Annotated in this window: 18 protein-coding genes; 15 read left to right on the forward strand and 3 right to left on the reverse strand. The window is 62.0% G+C overall.

What is annotated here, in order from left to right; all coding sequences use genetic code 11:
* Positions 1 to 114 precede the first annotated feature (114 nt).
* The gene (locus tag ABXS05_RS33760) at positions 115 to 3,504 is read right to left on the reverse strand and encodes an autotransporter domain-containing protein (protein WP_367626934.1); all 3,390 of its coding nucleotides are present in this window, start codon (positions 3,502 to 3,504) and stop codon (positions 115 to 117) included.
* Positions 3,505 to 4,197: 693 nt separating this feature from the next.
* On the opposite strand from ABXS05_RS33760, the gene ABXS05_RS33765 reads away from it, so the two are divergent.
* From ABXS05_RS33765 to ABXS05_RS33800, 8 genes are all read left to right on the forward strand, one after another.
* Entirely contained in the window at positions 4,198 to 4,944 is a 747-nt protein-coding gene (locus tag ABXS05_RS33765; RefSeq protein ID WP_367626935.1) for a transporter substrate-binding domain-containing protein, read from the forward strand.
* Positions 4,945 to 5,263: 319 nt separating this feature from the next.
* On the forward strand, positions 5,264 to 5,959 hold the full coding sequence (locus ABXS05_RS33770; protein ID WP_367626936.1) for an ABC transporter permease subunit: 696 nt from the start codon (positions 5,264 to 5,266) through the stop codon (positions 5,957 to 5,959).
* Positions 5,959 to 6,648 (forward strand): ABC transporter permease subunit, encoded by a 690-nt coding sequence (locus ABXS05_RS33775; protein WP_367626937.1) that lies wholly within the window; start codon positions 5,959 to 5,961, stop codon positions 6,646 to 6,648. Before ABXS05_RS33770 ends, ABXS05_RS33775 begins: the two co-directional genes overlap by 1 nt.
* 41 nt (positions 6,649 to 6,689) lie before the next feature.
* Complete coding sequence (locus ABXS05_RS33780) at positions 6,690 to 7,439, forward strand: amino acid ABC transporter ATP-binding protein (RefSeq protein ID WP_367626938.1); 750 nt, start codon at positions 6,690 to 6,692, stop codon at positions 7,437 to 7,439.
* 134 nt (positions 7,440 to 7,573) lie between these two features.
* A complete protein-coding gene (locus ABXS05_RS33785; RefSeq protein WP_367626939.1) occupies positions 7,574 to 8,821 on the forward strand; it encodes a threonine synthase in 1,248 nt (415 codons plus the stop codon).
* A gap of 87 nt (positions 8,822 to 8,908) precedes the next feature.
* Positions 8,909 to 10,303: a M20/M25/M40 family metallo-hydrolase gene (locus tag ABXS05_RS33790; RefSeq protein ID WP_367626940.1), complete on the forward strand. Its 1,395-nt coding sequence runs from the start codon at positions 8,909 to 8,911 to the stop codon at positions 10,301 to 10,303.
* An 82-nt stretch (positions 10,304 to 10,385) separates the two neighbouring features.
* Positions 10,386 to 11,621 carry an MFS transporter gene (locus tag ABXS05_RS33795; protein ID WP_367626941.1) on the forward strand — a complete coding sequence of 412 codons (1,236 nt, stop codon included), beginning with the start codon at positions 10,386 to 10,388 and terminating at the stop codon, positions 11,619 to 11,621.
* A 33-nt stretch (positions 11,622 to 11,654) separates the two neighbouring features.
* Entirely contained in the window at positions 11,655 to 12,659 is a 1,005-nt protein-coding gene (locus ABXS05_RS33800) for a succinylglutamate desuccinylase/aspartoacylase family protein (RefSeq protein WP_367626942.1), read from the forward strand.
* A gap of 15 nt (positions 12,660 to 12,674) precedes the next feature.
* Here the strand turns inward: ABXS05_RS33800 and ABXS05_RS33805 are convergent, their stop codons facing one another.
* Complete coding sequence (locus tag ABXS05_RS33805) at positions 12,675 to 13,835, reverse strand: M24 family metallopeptidase (protein ID WP_367626943.1); 1,161 nt, start codon at positions 13,833 to 13,835, stop codon at positions 12,675 to 12,677.
* A gap of 99 nt (positions 13,836 to 13,934) precedes the next feature.
* Positions 13,935 to 14,705: a GntR family transcriptional regulator gene (locus ABXS05_RS33810; RefSeq protein ID WP_367626944.1), complete on the reverse strand. Its 771-nt coding sequence runs from the start codon at positions 14,703 to 14,705 to the stop codon at positions 13,935 to 13,937.
* Positions 14,706 to 15,527: 822 nt separating this feature from the next.
* On the opposite strand from ABXS05_RS33810, the gene ABXS05_RS33815 reads away from it, so the two are divergent.
* From ABXS05_RS33815 to ABXS05_RS33845, 7 genes are all read left to right on the forward strand, one after another.
* The gene (locus ABXS05_RS33815; RefSeq protein WP_367626945.1) at positions 15,528 to 17,306 is read left to right on the forward strand and encodes an ABC transporter ATP-binding protein/permease; all 1,779 of its coding nucleotides are present in this window, start codon (positions 15,528 to 15,530) and stop codon (positions 17,304 to 17,306) included.
* Positions 17,307 to 17,626: 320 nt separating this feature from the next.
* Positions 17,627 to 17,749, forward strand: coding sequence for a hypothetical protein (locus tag ABXS05_RS33820; RefSeq protein WP_367626946.1), 123 nt, complete (start codon positions 17,627 to 17,629; stop codon positions 17,747 to 17,749).
* A gap of 29 nt (positions 17,750 to 17,778) precedes the next feature.
* Entirely contained in the window at positions 17,779 to 17,994 is a 216-nt protein-coding gene (locus ABXS05_RS33825; protein ID WP_311939351.1) for a ChaB family protein, read from the forward strand.
* Between the two features lie 183 nt (positions 17,995 to 18,177).
* Complete coding sequence (locus tag ABXS05_RS33830) at positions 18,178 to 19,581, forward strand: bifunctional enoyl-CoA hydratase/phosphate acetyltransferase (protein ID WP_367626947.1); 1,404 nt, start codon at positions 18,178 to 18,180, stop codon at positions 19,579 to 19,581.
* Positions 19,578 to 19,781, forward strand: a complete 204-nt coding sequence (locus tag ABXS05_RS33835) for a hypothetical protein (protein ID WP_367626948.1) — start codon at positions 19,578 to 19,580, stop codon at positions 19,779 to 19,781. The genes ABXS05_RS33830 and ABXS05_RS33835 overlap by 4 nt, the downstream gene beginning before the upstream one ends.
* Positions 19,782 to 19,793: 12 nt before the next feature.
* Complete coding sequence (gene mgtA / locus ABXS05_RS33840) at positions 19,794 to 22,418, forward strand: magnesium-translocating P-type ATPase (protein WP_367626949.1); 2,625 nt, start codon at positions 19,794 to 19,796, stop codon at positions 22,416 to 22,418.
* Positions 22,419 to 22,535: 117 nt separating this feature from the next.
* Positions 22,536 to 23,054, forward strand: a complete 519-nt coding sequence (locus ABXS05_RS33845) for a GNAT family N-acetyltransferase (protein ID WP_367626950.1) — start codon at positions 22,536 to 22,538, stop codon at positions 23,052 to 23,054.
* Positions 23,055 to 23,068: the final 14 nt, after the last annotated feature.

Here is a 23,068-nt window from a genome sequence, read left to right on the forward strand (position 1 = left end):
AGTCGATAACTCAAACCTTTGCAGCAGGCACATAAAATAACCCCGCCAAAAATGGCGGGGTTTGTCAGCGGTCTGAGGGCCGCCAGCAAGGCGGCCCTTTTTCTTGCGATGTAATCAGAACCGCAGACTGAATTTGCCCGATACGTTCTGGTCGAAACTGCCGCGGCGGGCGAACTGGCCGCCATAGGCCACGCTCAGCGTCGCCGACTGGCTAAGGGCAAGATCGAGCCCGGCCTTGGCGACCAGCGCATCTTCGGCGATCGGAACGCCCTCCACGCCGAACGGCGTGCCGCCGTCGAATGCGAACGTTCCATGCGGCGTAGTATCGCCGAAGGCGTGGCGCCAACCGAGCGTGGCGTTGAGGCGTGCCCTCAGGCTGGCGAGTTCGAAGTCGGTGGAGGCCCGCAGCCCCAGCGTGCTGAAGGTCACGTCCGTCGTGGAGGACGAGGCCGCAAGCGCCGCATTGCCGCCGCGCTCATGGAAGCCATCGGTGCGCAGATCGAGGAAAGCGAGATTGGCGAAGGGCTCGAGGCCGAGCGTGCCGAAGCGCAGATTATAGCCGGCCTCCCCGAAGACCTGCGCCGTGCCGGCCTGGTAGTCGGCGCTGATGCCCTGCCCCGCCGCCACGCGGCTGGTGGCGATGTCGTGCCAAGTGTAGAAGGCGCCGGCACGCAAGGCGAGCTGCCCTACCATCGTGCCGGCATAGAGGCCGAGATGGTAGTTGTCGCTATCGCCGCTGCCCAGTCCCCGGGTGCTGAAGCTGGTGCGGCTATAGCCGGCAAGTGCACCGAGCCGCACATCCGTCTCGCCGAGCGATAGGGGCGCATCGGCGCCGAACAGGAAACCGCCGCTGTTGCGTGTCATGCCGGCCGCGTTGCCGGTGCTGCCGGTACGCCCCCAGGAACCGAAACCCTGCCCCCAGACGGAAAGCCCGTCCGCCGCAGCAAGCGCTGCCGGTGAAGACGAGGCCGCTGGCGCAGTCGGATTGCCGAGCGAGGCAAATTGCATGGGCATGGCGGAAGCCGCGCCGCTCCCCGTCGTCGGCAAGCCCGCTGCCGCCGTCGTCTCGAAAGCCGAACGCAAGCGATCGGTTGCCATGGCGCCGAGCTGGCTGCCGCCTTCGATCAGAGCGGTCCGTGCGGAAACATTGACCTCGCCCGACAACGAAGCCAGATGACCGGCCAGATCGGCACCGGCATTGGCCACCAGGAAGTCATCGAAGAGGGCATTCCCCCTTCCCAGCGCTTCCAAGCCGGCAGCGGCGGCCCGCTGATTGGCCGTCTGCCCGACGCTCGCGAAGCTACGGCCATTGCGACCGATGGTCATCGTCACCTGGGTGGGATCATAGCCGAAGCGTGCCCCGAGGAAGGCATAATCGGGCAGAGCGCCTTCGAAACGCCCGCTGACGCCGCCCTCGGCGGTCAGGATGGTGTATTCCTTGCCGTAGAGCGTGAGCAGTTGCTCCTTGCTCAACAGGCTGTTGCCGCCCTGGGTGCCGATCAGCACGGTGCCGCCGTCCAGGGTCGCCTTGCCGGTCACCGCGATCCGGTCCGCCTTGTCGCCGGCGCCGACATCCACCTGGTAATAGCTGCCCTGGCCGAAGCGGGCATCGCCCTTCACCGTCAGTACGCCAGCCCCGGTCGGGGTGACCAGGCTGCCAGACTTGGCGTCGATGCCGCCGATCGCGCCGCTGCCGCCGAGTACCGCGCCCTTGTCAATGGTCACAGACGAGGTCAGCGAGCCATCGACCACCAGCGTGCCCTGCTTCACGAGGGTCGGCCCTGCATAGGTTCCCGTGCCGGTGAGGCGAAGTCCACCCGCCCCCAGCTTGGTGAGGCCGCCCTCGCCCGTGATCGTCTGGCCCAGCGTCACGGCATTGCCCGCACTGGAGACATCGAGTGTGCCGCCCGCGCCCTCCAGCACCAGGGCCCGGTCGAGACCATGCATGTCGTTGCCGATGATGCGCAGCGTGCCATCGGCAAGCCGGAGCCTGGCCTGCGAGGTGCCGAGCGCCGCGTCCTCATCGACGATCAGCACGCCCTTGTCCTTGACCAGCGTCTCGCCGATGAAGGAGTGGTCGTCGATGCAATAATCGCGGATCGCCTGCTGGAAGCGCGGATCCTTGCTCGTGCAGTCGAGCAGGGTCTTCTTCTCCTCCAGAGTCAGGCCGGTGAGAATGGGGTTGCCGCTCGCATCGGAGATCTGGCCGAGATAGACGTCGTTGCGCATATTGTTGCGAGTGAGGAAGAACGCCTTGCCGTCCTTGTCGAAGGTATTGGCCTCCTCGCCCCAAACCAGACGTGTCTTATCGGACTGCATGCCACCGGCAGATTCGCTATAGGTCTGAAGCGCCGGGCCGATCCACTTGATCTCATGGGCTACCGGCTCATGATCGGATATCGGTGCTTTCGTGCCATCGGGCTTGGTTACATACACGTCCTTGATGACACCGGAATAGGGATCGTTCGGGTCGTCGGCGAGCACATACCATTTACCGAAGGGGCGCGAGGCCAGGAAGTGGTCGATCTTGGTGCGATCCCAGCTCTGCCAGGTGTTGGTATCGTCCTCCCCGGCCGAGGGCCAGGTCGAACTGCCGTCGTTGAAATCATGCGGCTTGAATCGCTCGCGCTCGGCTTCCGTTTGAAGAAGCATATATTGCTTCTTGAGGACGTTCATCGTCACCGGTTGATTGTCGGCGACCGGATAGGTCTCGTCCTTGAAGGTGATGCCCTTGGCCTGCGCGTCGAGCGCGATGATTTCCTCCCATTGCCGCCAGCTCATCTGGCTGATGCTGGTGATGCCGGGATATTTGCTCCTGTTGGCGTCGAAATAGGCCTGGATGACGCTGCGATATTTTTCCTTACCCTTGCCGCCGGAGCGCATGTCGTCGAAATAATCCTGGGCCTTGGCCAGTTGGTCGGCGCCCAGATACTCGTCCCTCAGCTTTCTGTAGAGCGCATTGTCGCCATAGGAGCCGACGACATATCCGGCAAACAGATAGGACTGTTGCGTGGCGCTGTGCAGCCCGCGTTCGGCGACGTCGCCCGCATTGAAATCGCCCAGGAGGATGACCGGGCGCGTAGAGGTCTTCGCCCAGTCATTGAGAGCTTGGGCTTCCTTGACGCGTCCCTGCGAGCCGTCGCTATAGTCGAGATGGACGGTACCGACCAACGTCGCCGGCCGCCCGCCCTGCTGACCGGTCACCGTGTAGCTGATATTGCGGCCTTGCGTGGAAATGCCCGGCAGGACATAGGTGCCAAAGCTTCCCGGCAGCCGAGATATGATGCCGACATCCCCGATCTGGACCTTGCCATAGGTTCCCAGACCGGCCTCTTCGAGGAAGCCAGGAATATCGGAAACGTATCGGCTGCCGTTGACCTCCTGCATGCCAAGGATGTCGAAATTAGCCTTGGTCATGAAGTCGGCCACGACTTCCGGATTCTGCTTGAACTGATTCCAGATGTTCAGCGTCATGATCCGCAGCGTGCCGTCATCCTGGGCCAAGCTCGGCGTGGACGCCAAGGCGCACAGCGCTACCCCGCACAGCAAATGCGCACCAATGCCGAAAAGCCTGAGCCGACATGTGCGACGACCATTCCCAATAGCCATTGGACTACCCCCATTCAAACAATCATGCGGGGCGGCCATGACCGGATCTGCTCGGAGCATCCAGCTTGATCAAAGCAACATTTTGCCGCCCACATTGTTCGTGGTGGCACACGCAAATGTCACCTTTATTACAATTTGGTAGGTATCGTCAGTGGTCGGGACTGGCCACCAGGAATGCAAGAAAGCCAGAAAAGATCACTAAAAATGAAGAAAATCAGTGAAAAATTCTCCGATTTCAAATCTCATTTGCCCGACGGAAGGCATTCTTTGAGAAAGAAATGTTGCTTATATGACATTACGATTTTGATCAACCGATCGCCCCCAAGACGCCCCGTTCCGCCTTTGACTGGAATTTGGGAATGTCACCGTTCCAATTTTCGCGGGCGCCGCCTGCAGCGGCCCCCGCGAGTGACAGATCAAACGCCGGCCTCCCTGTCGGGATGCCTACGGCCAAAGCTCACGTTCTCGTCCCTCGCCTGATAGTTCGGGATATCGATCCCGGCGAGGATCAACACTCAAACACACAGTTGACAAATGCCGCATCCTCGTTAGCTTCATTTGTAATTACAAATGAAGCAGGGGAACACTATGGCACTTCAATTCATCAAAGCCCTCATGGCTATGGCCTTCATTGCGTCGCTATCGACTGCGCAGGCTCAATCGTCACGCAATCTCGTCATCGCAAACGAAGGCGGCTTTCCGCCGTACAACATGACCACCGCCGACGGCACAGTTCAGGGCTTCGACGTCGATATCGGCAACGCCATTTGCCAACTGATCCACGCTCACTGCACCTTCGTCACGAATGAGTGGAGCGGCATCATTCCCGCCCTTCTCTCGAAGAAGTTCGACGTGATCCTCGGTGCCATGGGAATCACCGAAGAGCGCAAGAAGCGGGTCATCTTCAGTGACCCCTATGGCATCACCTATTCAGAATTCGGCGTCGTCGCAGGCAAGGAGTTCGCCATAACGCCGCAAACGATGGCCACCAAGGTCATCGGTGTGCAGCAGGGAACCACCAACGCCGCCTATCTCGAGAAGACATATCCGGGTGCCCAGATCAGGCGCTATCCCTCGATCGATGCACTCATCTCCGATCTCAAGGCTGGCCGTATCGATATCGTCCTGGGGCTGGAAGAGAAGTTCACGAAAGAAGGCGACGCCCCAAAGCTCGTCACGATCGGAGAGGGAGTTCAGGTCTCCGAAGGGATCGGAATCGCCTTCCGCCCGGAAGACACCGCACTCCGGGACGAATTCAACGCTGCCCTGAAGACATTGCGGGCCAACGGCACCTGGGCGGAGCTTCAGAAGAAATGGGGTCCGACAATCAAATGAGACCCAGGCACGACCGCTGATCTCCGGTTTCGGAAAGCTCGGACGTCATCGAGCCGCCGGCGAAGCATCACAAGGGTCGGCGCGCTTGTCGAATGCGGCTTGGATCAGGGCTTCGGCCTGGCTCTATGCCCCTTTCTCAGCGTTGCTTCAGCTGCGTCGGGACGACCGCGCGGCGTCACAGCGCCGGCCCTCGAGCCCCTCGGCGCGGCGCCCTGACGGGTCGATGCCGAGTAAGACGAGCGTTTTCGTTTCGCTCACCTCCGCTTCTGAACGGAAAACGGAAATCGGCTTCTTGACCGATCAATAACAGGTGAAGGGAATGTTGAGTTACCTTGAGCAAGGATGGGGACATCAGTTCATCAACGCGTTTGGAATGAGCTTTTCCATCGCAGTGATCAGTTTTGTTTTCAGCATAATCATCGGGATTAGTGCAACACTCCTGGCGACGTCGCGCATCACGTTCGCCGCTGCGATCATCAAATTCTACACATATCTGTTCAGGAGTCTGCCCGGCATTCTTCTGCTTCTGTTGATTTTCTATACCGCCGACAGCCTGATCCAGTCCTTGCTGCAATTTCTGACGGGAACGCCCGACGCCAGCGTGAGCCCGGTCGTTCCGGCAGTGCTTTCGACATCGATCGTACTTGGCGCCTATGCCACCGAATTGTTCAAGGCCGGCTGGGCCGACATTTCGACCGGACAGCATGAGGCCGGCCCCGCGCTCGGGTTCACCCGCTTTCAGTCGCTCGCGCTGATCATCCTGCCTCAGATCTATAGAAAGGTGCTGCCGCATCTCGGATCGCTTTGGCTGATCAGCATGAAGGAAACCGCGCTACTCAGCATCATCGGCATTCCCGATATCGTCCGTATCGCCTCACTCGGCGCGCGTTCGACCGGCGCACCGTTCACCTTCTACGGCATCGCGATCGCAATCTTCATCGCCTTCGCTGTCGCGTCCTCCAGAGTGTTCTCCCATCTCGAAGGTCGCTCTCGCCGATCAATGGGAGCGATCTGATGGAACTCGTGATCGCCTATGGCCGGGAGATCCTCGGCGGCCTGTCCACGACCCTGAGCCTGTTTCTCATTTCCCTCGTGATCGGATTTGTTCTCGCGGCGGCGATGGCGTTCGTCCAGATCCGCTTTCCCGGCCTCGTCTCGAAGAGTGTCTGGAACCTGATGTTCTGCATCCGCGGCGTGCCGATGCTGCTGGTGCTCTACGTCATCTATTACGGTCTGCCGCTGCTCCCGATCGTCCGCGAGACCTTTCTGTGGTCGGTGTTCTCCAGCCCGTTCTGGTGCACGATCATCTGCCTGGCCATCGTGGAGATGGCCTTCACGTCCGAGATCATGCGCGGCGCCTATTTGCAGACGCCCAAGGAGCAGATCGAAGCCGCGCGCTCGCTCGGGTTGAATGGTTTTCAGACCTTCAGGGTAGCGATCTTCCCGGCGATGATCCGGAACGGCTTCGCCGCCTACACGACCGAAGTCATCCTGCTCTGCAAGACCACGGCCCTGGCCTTCACGGTCACCGTCATGGACGTGATGGGCTTCGCCAACGAGATCAGGTCGCGGACGCTCGATGTCTATCAGCCGCTGCTCGCCGCCGGCGCAATCTACCTTTGCATCACCATCACCACGCGCCTCGTCCTCAGCAGGATCTTCTCGCTGATCTCGGTCTCGGGCGCCCGTGCGGAGGCGCTGTGATGACGGCGCCAGACAATCATTCATTTGAGAAGGACTCAGCCATGCCCGACAGCCCGGTCGCGCGATCTGTCGAGATCGAGAAGATGAGCAAATGGTTCGGGGATTTCCAGGTTCTGAACGACATTGATCTGAGCGTGAAACAGGGCGAGCGCATCGTCGTCTGCGGTCCTTCCGGCTCCGGAAAGTCGACGATGATCCGCTGCATCAACGGACTGGAAGCGTTTCAGAACGGCAAGATCACCGTGAACGGCATCGAGCTCACGCAAAAATCGCAGGTGCTCGATGCGGTCCGCAAGAACGTCGGCATGGTGTTCCAGCAGTTCAACCTGTTCCCGCATCTGACAGTACTGCAGAACTGCACCTTGGCGCTGACATGGGTGCACAAGGTGCCGCGCCCGGAAGCCGAACAGATCGCCCGCCGCTATTTGGAAAGAGTGAGGATTCCAGAGCAGGCCGGAAAATTCCCGGGCCAACTCTCTGGCGGGCAGCAGCAACGTGTCGCCATTGCGCGCTCTCTTTGTCTGCGCCCCAGTGTCATGTTGTTCGACGAGCCGACCTCCTCGCTTGACCCTGAGATGGTCAAGGAGGTGCTCGATACGATGGCCGACCTAGCGCATGACGGCATGACCATCATCTGCGTGACGCACGAGATGGGCTTCGCGCGCCGGATCGCCGACCGCGTCATCTTCATGGATCAGGGCCGGATCGTCGAAGAAGCGCCGCCCACCATCTTCTTCGAGAACCCGCGGGAAGCCCGGACAAAGCGGTTCCTCGAGCAGGTTCTGCATTAGCGCGGCCAGCCGCTCCGATTATCCGACCGCGACACGCCGCACGCACTGCAGGTGTGTCCGAACTTCAACATGCGAGGGAGCGTCCAGGCCAACCTGGAGCGAACGAGCCCACAGAGTTGGAAGACAACGCAATCATGACTTTCGATATCCAGACGCCATCGCTGGCGACGGCCCAGCGATCACTTGGCCCCGGAAACCCCACCTATCCGCTTCTGCCGGCGCAGCTCTCAGGCTGCCCGAAGACCTCGAACGAAACCATCCAGTTTCCGCTCGAGGTCGCCTACGACTACGCGTCGGCCGGCAATGTTTCTTTCGCCCGCGGAACGCGTTGGCAGGATTGGCAGGCGATCCTTCCTCCGCGCCACCCGCGCGCGAGTATGCCCGTCGGTGGCACGCCCTTGGTCGACGTCTCCGACGTAGCGCCTCCGCGCTTCCGCCACCGGCGGGTGTTCGTGAAGGACGAAAGCCGCAATCCGACCTGGAGTCACAAGGACCGGCTCAACACCTTCACGATCAGCGCGGCCCTGTATGAGGGGGCGTCCACGATCATCGTCGCCTCCTCGGGCAACCACGGCGTCTCCGCGGCGGCGATGGCGAGCCGCGCCGGGCTGAACTGCCTCGTCCTGACCATGCCTGAGGTCAGCCCGGCCGTTCGCGACATGATCCTCGGCTATGGCGCCTATCCGGTCTACCTGCCGGCCGACGCGCGTTGGCCCGCCATGCGCGCCCTCAAGGAGATTCCCGGAACCTATCCGGTCAGCAATCTCACTCCGGTCCATACCGGCCACCCCTGGGGGCCGGAAGGCTACAAGACCATGGCGTACGAGATCCTTGCCGATCTCGACGGCGCGGCGCCCGCCGCGGTGGTCGTGCCGACCGGCTATGGCGAGATGCTCTATGGCATCTACAAGGGCTTTCACGAGGCGAGGCTGCTGGGGCGGATCGACCAAATCCCCCGGCTCGTCTCGGTGGAGCCCGCCACGCGCGGCCCACTCCATCACGCCATCAAAGCCGGTCTTCCAGCCACGACGGTCGCAGCAGGTCCGACGGTCCAGTCAGGCACCGCGGTCACCGTCAACGGCTATCGCGCCGTCGTCGCGCTCCGGGAAAGCAATGGCCTCGCGCTGCTGGTGTCCGACGACCGGGCGCGAGCCGCCAACGCCGTCCTCGCCCGGCAGGGCCTCTGGCAGGAGATTTCGTCGAGCGCGGCCTTCGCGGCGCTGGATGACATCGAAGCTTTCGATGCCGATGGACCCGTCGTCGTGATCGGCTGTTCGACCGGGCTGAAGGAACCCGCCGAACCGAGGGCGGCGACGGCCACGACGCCCGATCTCGCCTCCATGCGCGGCTATCTGAAAACGGAATTCGGCTTCGTCATCTAGCCGAGGCGCGATGCCGCTCGCGCGAGGACCGGCATCACCCGGCGCGCATGAGCCATCCCGCATCAAACGGAAACAGGAACGCGAAAAATGCCTGACGTCGAAGACGTGCTCAAGGAAGTCGACCGCAATCTGCCCGTCGCGATCGAAAAACTGCTCGACCTGATCTCGATCCCGTCGATCTCCAGCGACCCGATCGGCAAGCACGGCATCGAGCAGGCCGCCCGTTGGCTGCAGGACGAGCTCTCGGCAATCGGCTTTGAGGCACGGATCGTCACAACGCCAGGCCATCCGCTCGTGCTGGCGCATACCGGCGAAACGGCAGAAACTAATGGGAGAGGCCTGCTCTTCTACGGCCATTATGACGTGCAGCCCGTCGGCGTGGCCGAGGACTGGAAGCATGAGCCGTTCGGGCCGCAGGTTATCGAGGAAGACGGGCGCCATCGCTTCTATGGCCGCGGCGCCTCCGACAGCAAAAGCCAGCTCTGGACCTTCATCGAGGGCCTTCGAGCCTGGAAGGCCGTTCACGGCGGCTTTCCAGCCAGGATCATCGTGCTGCTGGAAGGCGAAGAGGAATCCGGCTCGCAGAATCTGCCCGCCTTCATCGAATCCTGCCGCGAGGAACTCGCCTGCGACATCGCCTTCATCTGTGACAGCGACATGTGGCTGCCGCACCAGCCGGCTCTCACCATCCAGCTCAAAGGCCTTGTCCATGAGAAGGTGACGGTGTTCGCCCCGAACGGTGATCTTCATTCCGGCGCCTTCGGCGCGGTCGCCGCCAATCCGATCCGGATCTTGAGCGGAATCCTCGCCGCCATCCACGATGAAGACGGCCGCATCGCGATCGAGGGATTCTACGATGGCGTAGGGCCGATCCCGGACAGCTTGCGTGAGCAATGGGCCGAGCTGTCGCGGCAAGCCGATTCTTTGGAGACGATCGACCTGCGGGGAGGCGTCCTTGAGACGGGCTATTCGCCGCTCGAAGCGATCTGGGGCCGTCCGACCGTCGACATGAACGGCATCACCAGCGGCAATCAGGGACCGGGTGAGCGCTCTGTCATTCCCGGCTACGCGACGGCGCGCCTCTCGTTCCGGCTCGTGGAAGGACAGGAGCCCGAAAAGATCCGCGAATGCTTCCGCCAATTCGTGCGCTCGCGCTTGCCCGACGGCTGCTCGGCCGAGTTCGAGGGGGCGAACGGGAGCTCGGCCGTGACCATGCCGCGCGACAATCCCTTCGTGAAGGCGGCGGCTCGCGGACTGGAGAAGGAATGGGGTGTGCCGACCATTCTCAAGGGAAGCGGCGGCTCCATCCCGCTCGCCCAGCAGCTCAAGGAAACGGTCGGGCTCGACTGCATCGCGATCGGCTTCATCTTGCCCGACGACGCGATCCACGGCCCCGACGAGCGCTACGACACCGAGCGTCTCCACAAAGGCATTCGAAGCTGGGTGCGCATCCTCGACGAAGTGCAGCGCATGGCACGGTGACGTCGAACCTGGAGGAGCTGGGAAGGTGCTTTCCCTTGGCTAACAACGTCCGCCGTCGAGGCTGACGAGTATCTCGAAAGCGATGTCCATCACATCCTCCAAAATCCGTTCAATTCCGTTTTTCCGGCTATGGGCCGGAAACGCCGGCTCCGGCATCGCGACCTGGGCGCTGCCCTTCGTTCTGGGGTTCATGGTTTCCAATGGCGACCTCACCGCGCTCGAACTGGGCATCTTCCTGGCGCTTCGATCCGCCGGCTTCCTGACGGCCGTTCCAGTCGGCGGGGTGATGGCGGATAGCGCCGGAAGCCGGCGCGTCATCCTGATCGCCAGCCTGGCCGCTGCATGCGGGACGCTGCTGCTCTTCCTCGGCCTCTTCGCAAATCTGCCCCTGCGTTCCACCCTCGCTGCTCTCGGCGTCATCCTGTCCGGAATGGGGCAAGGCGCCTGCAGGCCAGCCTATCAATCGATCGTCCCATCCGTCGTATCGCGCGACGCGCTTCAGCCTGCGAACGCGGCGCTCAGCCTCTCCGTGCGAGCAACGGTGCTTGTCGGACCGGCGACGGCGACCTTGATTGCTTCCAGCTGGGGCCCGGGCGCCGCAATCCTTGGCATCGCAAGTCTCTGGATGGCCAGCGCGTTGGCCCCTCCCTGGCCGCACGAATCCGTTGCCGATGCAGTCGCGGACACGGGCCGTGTTTCGCTGCTTGGCCGTTTCCTTCACGACCTGCTCGACGGCTACCGCGAAGCCCGGCGCCATCCCTGGTTCTTTGCCGGGCTGGCGGCTCTGTCGACGGTCATCGCGACCGGCTATTCGGTCACGGCCGTACTGGTGCCGCTGATCAGCCGCGACAGCCATGGCGACGCCAGCCTGCTCACGGGCAGCGTCACCGCCTACATGTCTGGCGCTCTTCTGGGCGCGATCGCCGCGTCGCGATGGCGGCCCGCCAAACGCGGCTGGTGGGCGCTTCTTGGTCTGGGAACTTATGGCCTTGTGCCTCTCGGGCTCCTGGCGCCCGTGCAATTCTGGATCCCGATCACCGCCTATTTTCTGGCGGGGCTGGGAATGGAGCTCTTCAATATCGTCTGGTTCACAGCCATCCAGGACGAGGTCGCGCGGGCCAAGCTGGCTCGCGTCTCGTCGCTCGACTTCATCATTTCCTATGGCCTCGCTCCGCTCGGTCTGTCGGCCATCACACCGGTCACCAATATTCTCGGCACGACGACCGTGCTGATCGCCACATCGATCGTCTGCTTTGGCGCCGCGCTGGCCGCAAACACCATCCCGACAACCGCTGAATTTCGAGCACGCCGCCGATGACGGCAGCAAGCTCTCATTATGAAGGAGACCGCCGTGGCTAGCCCCGTCTGGAGCACCATCGATTTCGAACAGCGCGGCCTGCAAAGTGACTATGCCCGCATTCCCTACTCATCGGACACCTCCGCCTATGGCTGGATTCCGGTTCCGATGATCTGCTTCAACGGTGGCGATGGCCCAACGGCCCTGCTGACAGCGGGCACGCATGGCGATGAGTATGAGGGACAGATCGCCTTGCGCAGGATCGCTCGCGCCCTGACCCAGACCGAGGTCAAGGGGCGCGTCATCATCCTGCCGGAACTGAACCGCCCCGCCGTTGTCGCTGGGCGCAGGAACTCTCCGCTCGACGCCGGCAACCTGAACCGTCTGTTCCCCGGCAGCGCGTCCGGCGGGCCCACGGCGATGATCGCGCAATATGTGACGGAGGTGCTCTTCCCCCTCACTGACTACGTCCTCGACCTGCATTCGGGCGGCAGTTCGCTGGACTACCTGCAGGTCGCCTACGCGCATCGCGGCCAGACGCCCGAACAGGAGCAGCGAATCCACGATCTGCTCGAATGTTTCGCTGCCCCGCACAACATCCTGACCGATGGCCGCGGCGGAGGCGGCGCGACCACGCTCTATGCTTCGGCAGCCGCCCATGGGCTGGCGGCCCTGACGACGGAACTGGGCGGCGGGCAAGGCCTGTCGCAAGCAGGCGTCAGACTCGCGGAAGAGGGGATCCGGCGTGTCCTGCGTCGCTTCGGCATCGTTCCTGATCTTCCAGCTCCCGCTCCGGCGCCGACGCGCAGGCTCAGGATCCTGCCACCCGAGACCGCGATCTACGCCAGCTCCGACGGTCTCTTCGAACCGCTCGTGGAGGTCGGTGCGAGTGTGCACGCAGGCCAGCCCGCCGGCTATCTTCACCAACTCGGCCAGCCCCTGGCAGAGCCCATCGAATTGCAATTCAAGACGGCAGGGATCGTGGTCTACCAGCGGCACCCGACGCTGACGGCGCTCGGCGATGCGCTCTATGGGCTGGCCGCCGACAGCGAGCCGTGACTGCGCCCATAGCCGTTAGGACAGAACGAAGAGTTCGCGCGACAGGGTCGTGATGGGCTCATAGCCATCCGCCGTGACGCGGATCGTGTCCTCGACCATCATCCCGTCGAGGCCGAGCGTGTAGTAAGGCGTCTCCAGGCAGAGGCACATCCCCTCAAGCAACACCGTGGTGTCGGTCGCGTTCACGGTCGGAGAATCGTAGGATCGCAAGCCGATGCCATGCCCGCAATGTTGTCGCTTGTAATGCGGCAGCCCGTTCGATCGGACAGCGGTCATCGCGATATCGAACAGGACATTTGCAGGCACACCGGGACGAACCGCGGCAAGCTGCTCTTCGAGGCCCGCCAGCAAGGCGGCGTAAGTCCTCTTCTGTCGTGTGTCGGGCTCGCCGAAAACGAACGTCCGCGCCATGTCGGACCAGTAGCCCTCCACCGTGCAGCCGGCATCGATCCTGATCGTCTCGCCTTTCGCGATCACCCTGCGCGTCGAATAGGTATCGGCCAGCGCCGACCGAGGTCCGGAGGTCACTGAGACAAAACGCGGGACGCCGCCGCCAGCAACCATCACTTCTGTGATCATGGCAGCGAGATCAATCTCCGTCATTCCGGAACGGGCATGCTCGACGATCTTGCGAAAGCCATCCTCCGCAAGTCTGGTTGCTTCGCGCAGGCGCACGACTTCGCCAGGGCTCTTGGTTGCGCGTGCTGCGCCGAGATAGCGAGTGACGTCGACGACGCGGCTTTCGCCCAGAAGCTCGCGGCACAGGTCCCAGAGTAAATCGTCATTCGTGCGATCGACACCGATCAAACCGTCATTCGGACCAACAGCGCCCATCGCCTGCTTGAAGGCGGCCGTGAAATCGCTTTCCGCGGGCCTGAGAAAATCCGTCGGCCCATTCTCGGCCGCCTCGAAATAAAACGCGCCATAGCGGTGGATCAGGCCCGTCTCTCCCAGGAATTCGAAGGCAGGGCCCGCATCGGCAGCGCTCACGACGAGCGTGGCCCGGTCGCGGGAAGCCAGAACTGCCGAGCGATAAGACGGCGCGAGGTCATGAGCCATGCTGACATAGCCGGAGAGATAGCCCTTGTTGGCTGTATCCGATGACACGACCAGCGCAATATCGTCAGGCGCTTCACGAAAAAACTTCCCGCGAAGCTCGCTCGCTAGTTGCGTCATCGTTGGGCGCTCATGTTTCCCGCTCATCATGAATAGCCAGCCCGCAAAGCTTTCGCGTCGGCCCCGCGGCCGCGGGAGAAATCATACTCCCGCATGCTGTCAGCCGAGCTTCGAAAGGGGTTCAAGCGGGTTGAATTCGCCGACGAACTCGTTGCGATGGCCGGGGAAGGACAGCTTCACCCAGGTCACCGCCTCCGTGTGCGCCCAGGTCTTGCGCTCGGAGGTCAGAACCGGCTCATCGGCTGCCAGGCCAAGCGCCTTTACGATCCGGCGCTCGGCCATCGCGGCGCGGATCGTGTTGACGAGCCGCGTGCAGGGCAGCCGGGCCAACAGCCATTCATTCGGCAGGACATTGTCGAACGCCTCGGACTCGACCTCCGGAATCACCGAGATTCGAATCAGCCGCTCCTCATAGACCTCGCTGACACCGTTGGCCTTGTGAACCAGCTCCAGCCGCAGCAAGCGCTCGCTCCGCGCCACGTCCGGCCAGATATAGGCGTCGTCAGCATCGACCACGTCTCGCTTGAGAAGCTTGAAACTATAGGTCTTGCCCGTACTCTCGATCTTGTCGCGGATGTCGATAATGCCGATAACGGCGTGATTGTCCGACCGCTCGCGGACAAATGTCCCGTGCCGTCGGCGGCGCACGATGACTTTCGCGTTCGCGAGGTTGTTCAGGACCTTGTTCAAAGGCGCGCGGGAGACACCCAGGAACACCGCCAGTTCCTCCTCCGGCGGAATCCGATAGCCGGGCGGCCATGCGCCGGTCTGGATCTTGCCCCTGATGGCGCGCTCGATCTGCTGATGCGGTGGACCCATGCCATCCAGCGTAAGGTCCAGCGAAGGCTGTTCTTTTCCGTTTCCGATCATGGGGGGATCATAGTCGAGGGCAATAACAGGCGGAAGGCGCTCGTCACGGGACCTAGGCCCGTTGCGGCAATAGATAGCAGGGTCGGCATTCAGGAGGACGTTGCAGGCCCATTGCCGAAGATGTTTAAAATCATCCGTTTGAGGCAATCTCGGAGGGAAATCGGCTTATTTGGCTTGAAATCGGTGACGTGATCAAACTGAAAAGAGGCAAGGCCAGCAGGCCGCTTTGGAAGATGGCGAGTATTTATAGCTGATCGTCGAGGATGATGATGGCCGTCATTCTTCGGAAACGATCTCCAGCACGGGATCTAATTCCAGTATCTTAGGTTAACAGAATTCGCTCGCATCGTGCGCTTATACGCAAAAACCGCCCCGGTGATCAGATCAGGACGGTTAGCGATTTATGACAGAATTGGTTGCGGGGGGCGCGCAACCAAGGCGTATGCCATTGTACGCTACACTGCTCGAAACCGCGATTTCACACGACGGATTACGACATGGGCGGCAAGTCGACTGCATTCCGCTCTAAGAATTCCTGCTTTTGTTGATTGAAACGCTGCACAAGCTCAGGTGGTTAGCCAGATACTTGCGCTCCCATTACCGGCAGCGCAGAGCACTCGGAGTGATGGCCTTCGACATGGTGCACTTCCCAGAAGTGAAGACAGCACCAGACGGAAAACCGCTATCTGAAGAGTTTGCAACATGGTCGTCGCGACAGCCACCTTCCTTGAGCAAGATCAAGGGGCGCCCCGCCAAAATCGTGTTCCCATGATCAGCACAATGTGAACGGACGATTTCCTGGCTGTCCTGGAGGTGTTACCCATGGCCGTCGCAACCGGTGAAGCCGCCCTCAAGCCTGTCGACGACGCGCAGGCAGCCTTGATGCCCGAGCTTGGCGTGATGCTGCGGGCATTCTGGGTATCACCGATCCGGACAAACTTTGCCGCACTGACTTTCGCGATTGTGATGGTCATCGCCCTGACAGCCTATGGCCAGATCAAGCTCAACGAGTGGAACCAGCCCTTCTATGATGCGCTGGCCCGAAAGGATTGGCAGGAATTCATAAATCAACTTTTCCGCTTTGCGCAGATTGCTATCGCCCTTCTCGTGATGAACGTCGCGCAAGCCTGGCTCAATCAATCGATAAAAATCAAACTGCGCGAGGGCCTTGTTCATGACCTTGTCGAGCAATGGTTGAACCCCGGACGTGCTTTTCGACTCTCCACGCGCCCAATCGGCATCAACCCCGACCAGCGCATGCATGAGGATGCGCGCCACCTGACGGAACTCTCGACGGACCTGGGCATCGGCTTGCTGCAGGCATCGGTGCTGCTTTTCAGCTTCGTCGGCGTCCTGTGGGCGTTGTCCAGCGGCTTCGTCTTCCACCTGGGAACGGCCAACTTGACTGTGCCCGGCTACCTCGTTTGGGCCGCGGTTTTCTATGCCGGCTCGGCCTCCATGCTAAGCTATCTGGTGGGGCGGCCGCTGGTCGGCCTGAATGCCGAACGCTATAGTCGAGAAGCGGATCTGCGCTATGGCCTGATGCGCGTTAGCGAGCACATCGATGCGATCACCCTTGCGAACGGCGAGCCCGACGAGAAACGCCGGATAACGATCGATCTGGCCAAGGTCCTAGCCGCCATGAGAAGATTGGCATGGAGCCAGACGAGGCTCACTTGGATCACCGCCGGCTATGGCTGGACTGCACTGGTAGTCCCGGTCGGGGTGGCAGCACCGGCGTATTTTTCCGGCTCCCTGTCATTTGGTGGGCTGATGGTGACAGTCGGCGCGTTCAATCAGGTCCAATCCTCGCTACGCTGGTTTGTCGACAATTTCAGTGTGATCGCGGATTGGCGTGCGACGTTACTGCGGGTCTCAACCTTTCGGCGGGCAGCAGCGCAAGACGACACCGAGCGAGAGGGCGTCGACCGGATTCAATTGGCCGAAGGCGAACCGGGACATTACCGCCTGGATCGCCTCTGCGTCTTCGTTCCCGACGGAAGCACGCAACTGCGGGAGGAAAGCGCGACCATCGAGGCCGGCGAGAAGGTGGCGATTATCGGAGAGCGGCGCAGCGGCAAGACCCTGCTCTTCCGCGCCCTGGCGGGACTTTGGTCATGGGGATCGGGCAGGATCGTGCGGCCGAAGGGAGAGGTGATCATGTATATACCTCGTACCCCCTACCTGCCTCCCGGGAATTTGCGCGAAGCCCTCGCCTACCCCGTTGCGGCCCAATCTTTTGAAACGAGGTCCTATGAGACGGCTCTCGACAGGGTCGGTCTGAAAGGGCTCGCGATCGCGCTTGACGAACCAGGGCGTTGGGACCGCCAACTCAATGAAGACGAACAGCAGGCACTCGCCTTCGCGCGCCTCATTCTGCACAGACCGGCCTGGATCGTCATGGACGAGGTGCTCGACTCCGCGACGGGAGAAACACATCGGCGCTTCCTGCAAATTCTCCACGAAGACCTGAAACAGAGCAGTGTCATCCACATCGGCCGTAGCGAAGGGCACGACCATCTGTTCGCGAGAGTCCTCCATCTCGTACCGACCAGGCGAACAGCCGAACGACCCGGAGAGCGACACACCGCACAGCCTTGAACAATTCGGTCAAGTGCAAGCGGATGCCAAGGCCGCGCGGATGGAGATATTCATTTGCGATGGATCAACGCCATCCCTTCCGACAGCCTCCAAAGTGCAGAGAAGATCTGTCGGGAGAGAGGCGTGACAACGACCGTTGAGAATATTCAGGCTGGCGTGGCCGCGCACCACTACTACGTTCCCGCAGGGTCCATTGGCGGAAAGTCCTGCGCCAGCAAGGTAGCATCATCGCCAATAGGCTCGACACGGGCGGCTTCGCGCACCCAGGTCAACCGGATGCTGCGTTCGACAGAGCTGCCGCTCAAGGCCAGGAGGCCAATATGATCGAGGCCCTCGTTGACCAATTTACCAATGATCTCAAAATGCTGGCATGGCTGGCGATCCTCCTGCTCGGAGTGTGTCTCACCGTCCTTGTTGCCTACAAGGCTTCGCGGCGGCGGTAAAGCGCTCTCCTGATTGACAGGAATGAACCATGCCCTATCCGACAATCGACGATCTGCCACCGATATTACGTGCAAGGCTGCCTCATCACGCGCAAGAAATCTATCGCGCGGCTTTCAACCATGCCTGGGACGGCTATGGTCGGTGCAATGCGCGCCGCCGTGAGGGAATGGCCCACCGCGTCGCCTGGGCAGCGGTCAAAACCAAATATCACAAAGAAGGCGACCACTGGGTCTCACTGCCCTAACCGTGCCAGCACCGGTGCCCCGGCATGCGGCGCCTCCTTGATCCGTATCAAGGCCCCCTGAGGAGTCTCAATTAGAGTCGTCCTGCCGGTCGCGGGAGCTCAATCCTGGCGCGACCGCTCGGCCAGGTTCATCGGCAGGTTCCGGGCCCTCGACGATGTGCCTGGAACCCATGTGCTGCAACCATGAACGAGATCATTTCCACGCCTCCGCTGGTCAACCACCTCTTCGACGAATTGGCAATCGGGAACTCCGCCAGCCTTACGCGGACCGTCAGCAATGACGATATCGGGCTTCTCGCCCTGGCATCGGGCAACCTCGGCCCGGGAGATCTCGATCCCGACTGTGCGGCTGGCGATGCCCCTTGCCCCTACGTCGTCCACGGCATGTGGGCAGCCAGTCTGATCTCGGCAGTCCTGGGTACCCAATTGCCCGGACCCGGCACGCTATACCGCAACCAGACGCTCGAGTTCCGCCGCCCGATATCGGCGGGCGACACGATAACGGCCACCATAACCGTGCGGGCGAAAAACCCCGCAGACCGCTCCGTCACCTTCGAGACGCGTTGCCTCGACCAGGCAGGCAGCGAAGTGCTCGCCGGCACCACCATCGTTATCGCACCATCTGGAAGACTGGCGGATCGATCCGCGCCGCTGTCGAAGGCACCATCCCAGTGCAAACACCGGTTCACTCCCTTTCTGCGAGCAGCCCGCGCTTTGCCACCACTCACCACAGCCGTGGTTCATCCGTGCCAGCCAGAGGCCATCCGGGCCGCGCTCGAAGCCCGCGCCGAAGGCCTGATCGACCCCATCCTCATCGGCCCGGACGCCAAGATCCGGGCCGTGGCCGAACAAGCTGGCTTGAGCCTGGAGGGCATACGCATCGAGGCCACCGAACACAGCCATGCCGCCGCACAGCGAGCGGTCGCCCTGGCCGCCAGCGGCCATGCCGCAGCCTTGATGAAGGGTAGCCTCCATACCGACGAGTTGCTGGCCGCCGTGGTCGCGCCTCAATCCGGCCTGCGCACACAGAGGCGCATCAGCCACGTGTATGTCTTGAACATACCGGCCTATGCCAGGTTGGTGGTTGTCACCGACGCGGCCATCAACATCGCTCCCACCCTCGAGCACAAGCGCGATATCTGTCAGAATGCCATCGATCTGTTGCATGTGCTCGGCATCGACGAACCGAAGGTGGCTGTTCTCGCGGCGGTCGAGACGGTGAATCCCGCCATGCCCGCGACATTGGACGCCGCAGCCCTCAGCGTCATGGCGGCGCGGGGACAGATCACCGGTGCCAAGGTCGACGGCCCGCTTGCCTTTGACAATGCCGTCGATCTCGCTGCAGCCCACATGAAGGGCATCATCTCTCCGGTCGCGGGACAGGCGGACATTCTGGTTGCGCCCGACCTCGAAGCGGGGAACATGCTGGCCAAGCAGTTCATCTACCTCGGAGGAGCGGAGGCTGCAGGCCTCGTTCTCGGCGCCCGCGTTCCCATCATCCTTACTAGCAGATCCGACTCGGTCGACGTCCGCCTCGCCTCGATCGCGCTCGCCAAACTGGCGGCCAAGGGAGGGTTCACTCGATGATCGGCATGCTTCTCACCAGCAATCCCGGCTTTTCCACCAGCGGGTCGGGCTGCCGAAGAACGGATCCTGCCAGGCTCGGCCTCGAAATCGAGGCCGACGACGAAAAAGTACACGGGATCAGCGCAGAACAAGCGACCTCTTCCGACTTGCCTATCCGGGAAGCCGCAAGCGGGCCCGTCACTGGAACGCCTTCTTCCTGACGGAGCGGCGCCATGCCATCGACAGCATCACCCCAGCATTCGCAAGCCCAGCATTCACAAGGCGAAGCCGCTGTGTTCTGGGAGCACTCCCCGGATGACTGGCTCCGAACGCTGGGTTGCAACGACCACGGCCTGACTTCGAGCGAGGCAGAAAAAAGGCTGGCGAGGTTCGGCCTCAATGCCGATAGGAGGGGCCAGCGCGAGACGGCGCTGCACGCGATCCTGCGCCGGCTGCTGGAACCGCTTTCTCTCATTCTGTTTGGTGCCGGTCTCGTCTCCATCGCGACCGGCGATGCCATTGGCGGGGCCATCATCGTCGCAATCCTGGCAATCTCCATCGGGCTGGATACTTTTCAGGAGGGGCACGCGACACGGGCAGCCGAGGCCCTCCGCCGCTCCGTCGCCCTCAAGGCCGAGGTCAAGCGCGATGGCAGCTTCAGGCAGATTGCCGTCGAGAGGGTCGCGCCCGGCGACATCATCCGCATCCGCGCCGGCGATGTCATTCCTGCCGATGCTCTCGTCATGGAAAGTACGGCCTTCACTGCGGCCGAGGCAGCGCTCACCGGGGAGCCCTATCCGGTCGAGAAGTCCCCGGGTAGGGTCAGTTCTGCCAATCCGGCGGATGCCTCGAACGCAGTGTTTCGCGGTGCCGTTGCGCAAACGGGCGAGGCGATTGCGCTGGTGATCGCGACCGGGAGAGCAACCATCTTCGGGGCTGCAGCCAGCATGCTCGGGGAAGCGAGCGCCCCTTCTCCCTTCCAGCGTGACCTGCGCGAATTCGGCCTGGTGATCGCTCGCTTGACCTTGGCCCTGGTCGTGCTGGTTTTGGCCGCTCGCGTGTTGTTCGGCCGCCCGCCGCTGGATTCCCTTCTGTTTGCCGTCGCACTCGCCGTCGGGCTCACCCCCGAATTGCTGCCGATGATCACCACGGTGACGCTTTCGCGCGGAGCGATCCGCATGGCGCGCCGCAAGGTCATCGTCAAGCGACTTGCCGCCATTCACGATCTCGGGGCCATGACCGTCCTGTGCACCGACAAGACGGGCACCTTGACCTCGGCCCAGATCACGCTTGCCAGGAGCATCGACGTCCATGGCTTGCAGACGGGGCGTCCAGCCAGCCTGGCGGCGGTCGCAGCAAATCTGGGCGGCGACCGAGGATCGCTTGATGCCGCCTTGATCGCGGCCGAACAAGAGCCCTCCGTTTCCTGGACTCTCATGGGGCGTCGCCCCTTCGACTATACGCGTAGGATGGGTTCGGTCCTTGCGAAAGGGCCGGATGGCCCGATGCTCATCGCCAAAGGCGCACCGGAGGCTATCCTTGGCTTGTGTTCGCATATGAAAGACGGGGCACAGACCCTGCCCCTGACAACGGAAGAGCGGACGAAGGCACTGGAAATCTTGCATGGCATGGCTCAGGAGGGCCTGCGCAGCATCGCAGTAGCCACGCAGCCCTGGTCGGAGCAACGGCAGGAAATCACCGAAACGGATGAGCAGAACCTGACATTGGAAGGATTTTGTGCTTTTGCCGATCCTCCCAAGCCGACCGCCGGCCCCGCCATCGCCCATCTTGCGAAGATCGGTGTGCACCTCAAGATCCTCTCCGGGGATGATCCGCTTGTCGTGCGAAGATTGGCCGGATTGGTCGGCCTCAAAGGACAGACGGTTCTATCCGGAAGCGATGTCGCCAAGCTCGACGACCAGGCTCTGGCGGTGCAAGTTCGGTCGGTCGATGCCTTTGCTAGACTGACGCCTGACCAAAAGTCTCGTATCATCAAGGCGTTGCAACAATCGCAGGCGGTCGTCGGCTATCTAGGCGACGGCATAAACGATGCGCCCGCCCTGAAAGTCGCCGATATCGGCCTGTCGGTCGAGGGAGCCACCGGAGTCGCCCAGGCTGCCGCGGACATGATCCTGCTGGCTTCCGATCTCGAGGTTGTCGCCGCCGGCGTGGAAGAGGGACGACGAACGTTTGCGAACATCCTCAAATATGTCCGCATGGGTGCCAGCTCCAATTTCGGCAACATGCTCTCCATGGCACTGGCATCCATGTTGCTCCCGTTCCTTCCCATGTTGCCGACCCAAATTCTGTTGAACAACCTGCTTTATGACCTGTCGGAAATCGGCATTCCCTTCGACCAGGTCCGCCGCGAGGCAATCGCCGAGCCCCAAATCTGGGACATGGGCGGGCTGATGCGTTTTGCCGCCATCATGGGTCCCTTATCCTCCCTGTTCGATTTTCTGACCTTCGCTGTCTTGCTGGCGATCTTCCATGCTGCCCCCGACGAGTTCCGGACCACCTGGTTCCTGGAGTCGATGGCCACGCAGATCCTGGTGATCTTCCTGATCCGCACCGCTGGACGCCCATGGCGCAATCGACCAAGTCCGGTGCTGGCGGCTTCGTCCCTGTCCGCCCTGCTGGTCGCGCTCATCGTGCCCTTCACGCCGCTAGGCCCCTGGTTTGGCTTCGTCGCACCACCTCCCGGTCTGCTCCTGGCCACGGCGGGTATCGTCATCCTCTATCTTGTTTGTGTCGAACTGCTGAAGCCCCTGGCGATCAGAAGGCCGCCGAAGCCTGCCATTCGCATGGGACCCGTGCCAGCCGCAGCAAGCAAGGCGCAGCCCCCTTTTCCTCGATGATCGAACTCCGCTTCTGGGCTCGAATCCATCGCGCGATTTGATCGTCCTCAAGGACAGGCGGAGCGAGAACTGAGAAAAGAATGGCGGACTATTCAGTTGTCGCCAGGGAGGGCCGACATGAACGAACCGATCAAGGAACTGAAAACGCGGACGGGACTTGTCATCAGGATCAGGGCCGTCACGCCTGACGACGCCCCCGTCCTGAGCGACTTGTTTCATCACCTGCGCAAGGAAGACTTGCGGTTCCGCTTCCTCTCGGCCATCAGCGAGGTAGGTCCGGAATGGATAAGCAAGATGGCAAATGCCGATCACGACCGCGTCGAGACCTTTCTTGCCTTCGATCAAGCCAGCAATATGGCCGTCGCCACTGCCATGCTGGTCCGCAGCGACGATGGCCAGCGCGGCGAGGTCGCCGTCAGTGTCCACGCCGACTATCGAAATCGGGGAATTGGCTGGGAACTGTTGAGCTTCGTGGCCGAGCAGGCGCGGCGCCGCGGCATGCGGCGGATCGAGTCCCTGGAGAGCCGGGCCAACTACGATGCCATTGAACTGGAGCGCAACATGGGCTTCAGCGTCGCGCCGGTGCCGGGCGATTCCACGCTGGCCCTGGTCTCCATGGACCTTGGCATGGCTTGAACCGTTGGATGCGG

It is taken from the genome of Labrys neptuniae, assembly GCF_040797145.1.
GTDB lineage: Bacteria > Pseudomonadota > Alphaproteobacteria > Rhizobiales > Labraceae > Labrys > Labrys neptuniae.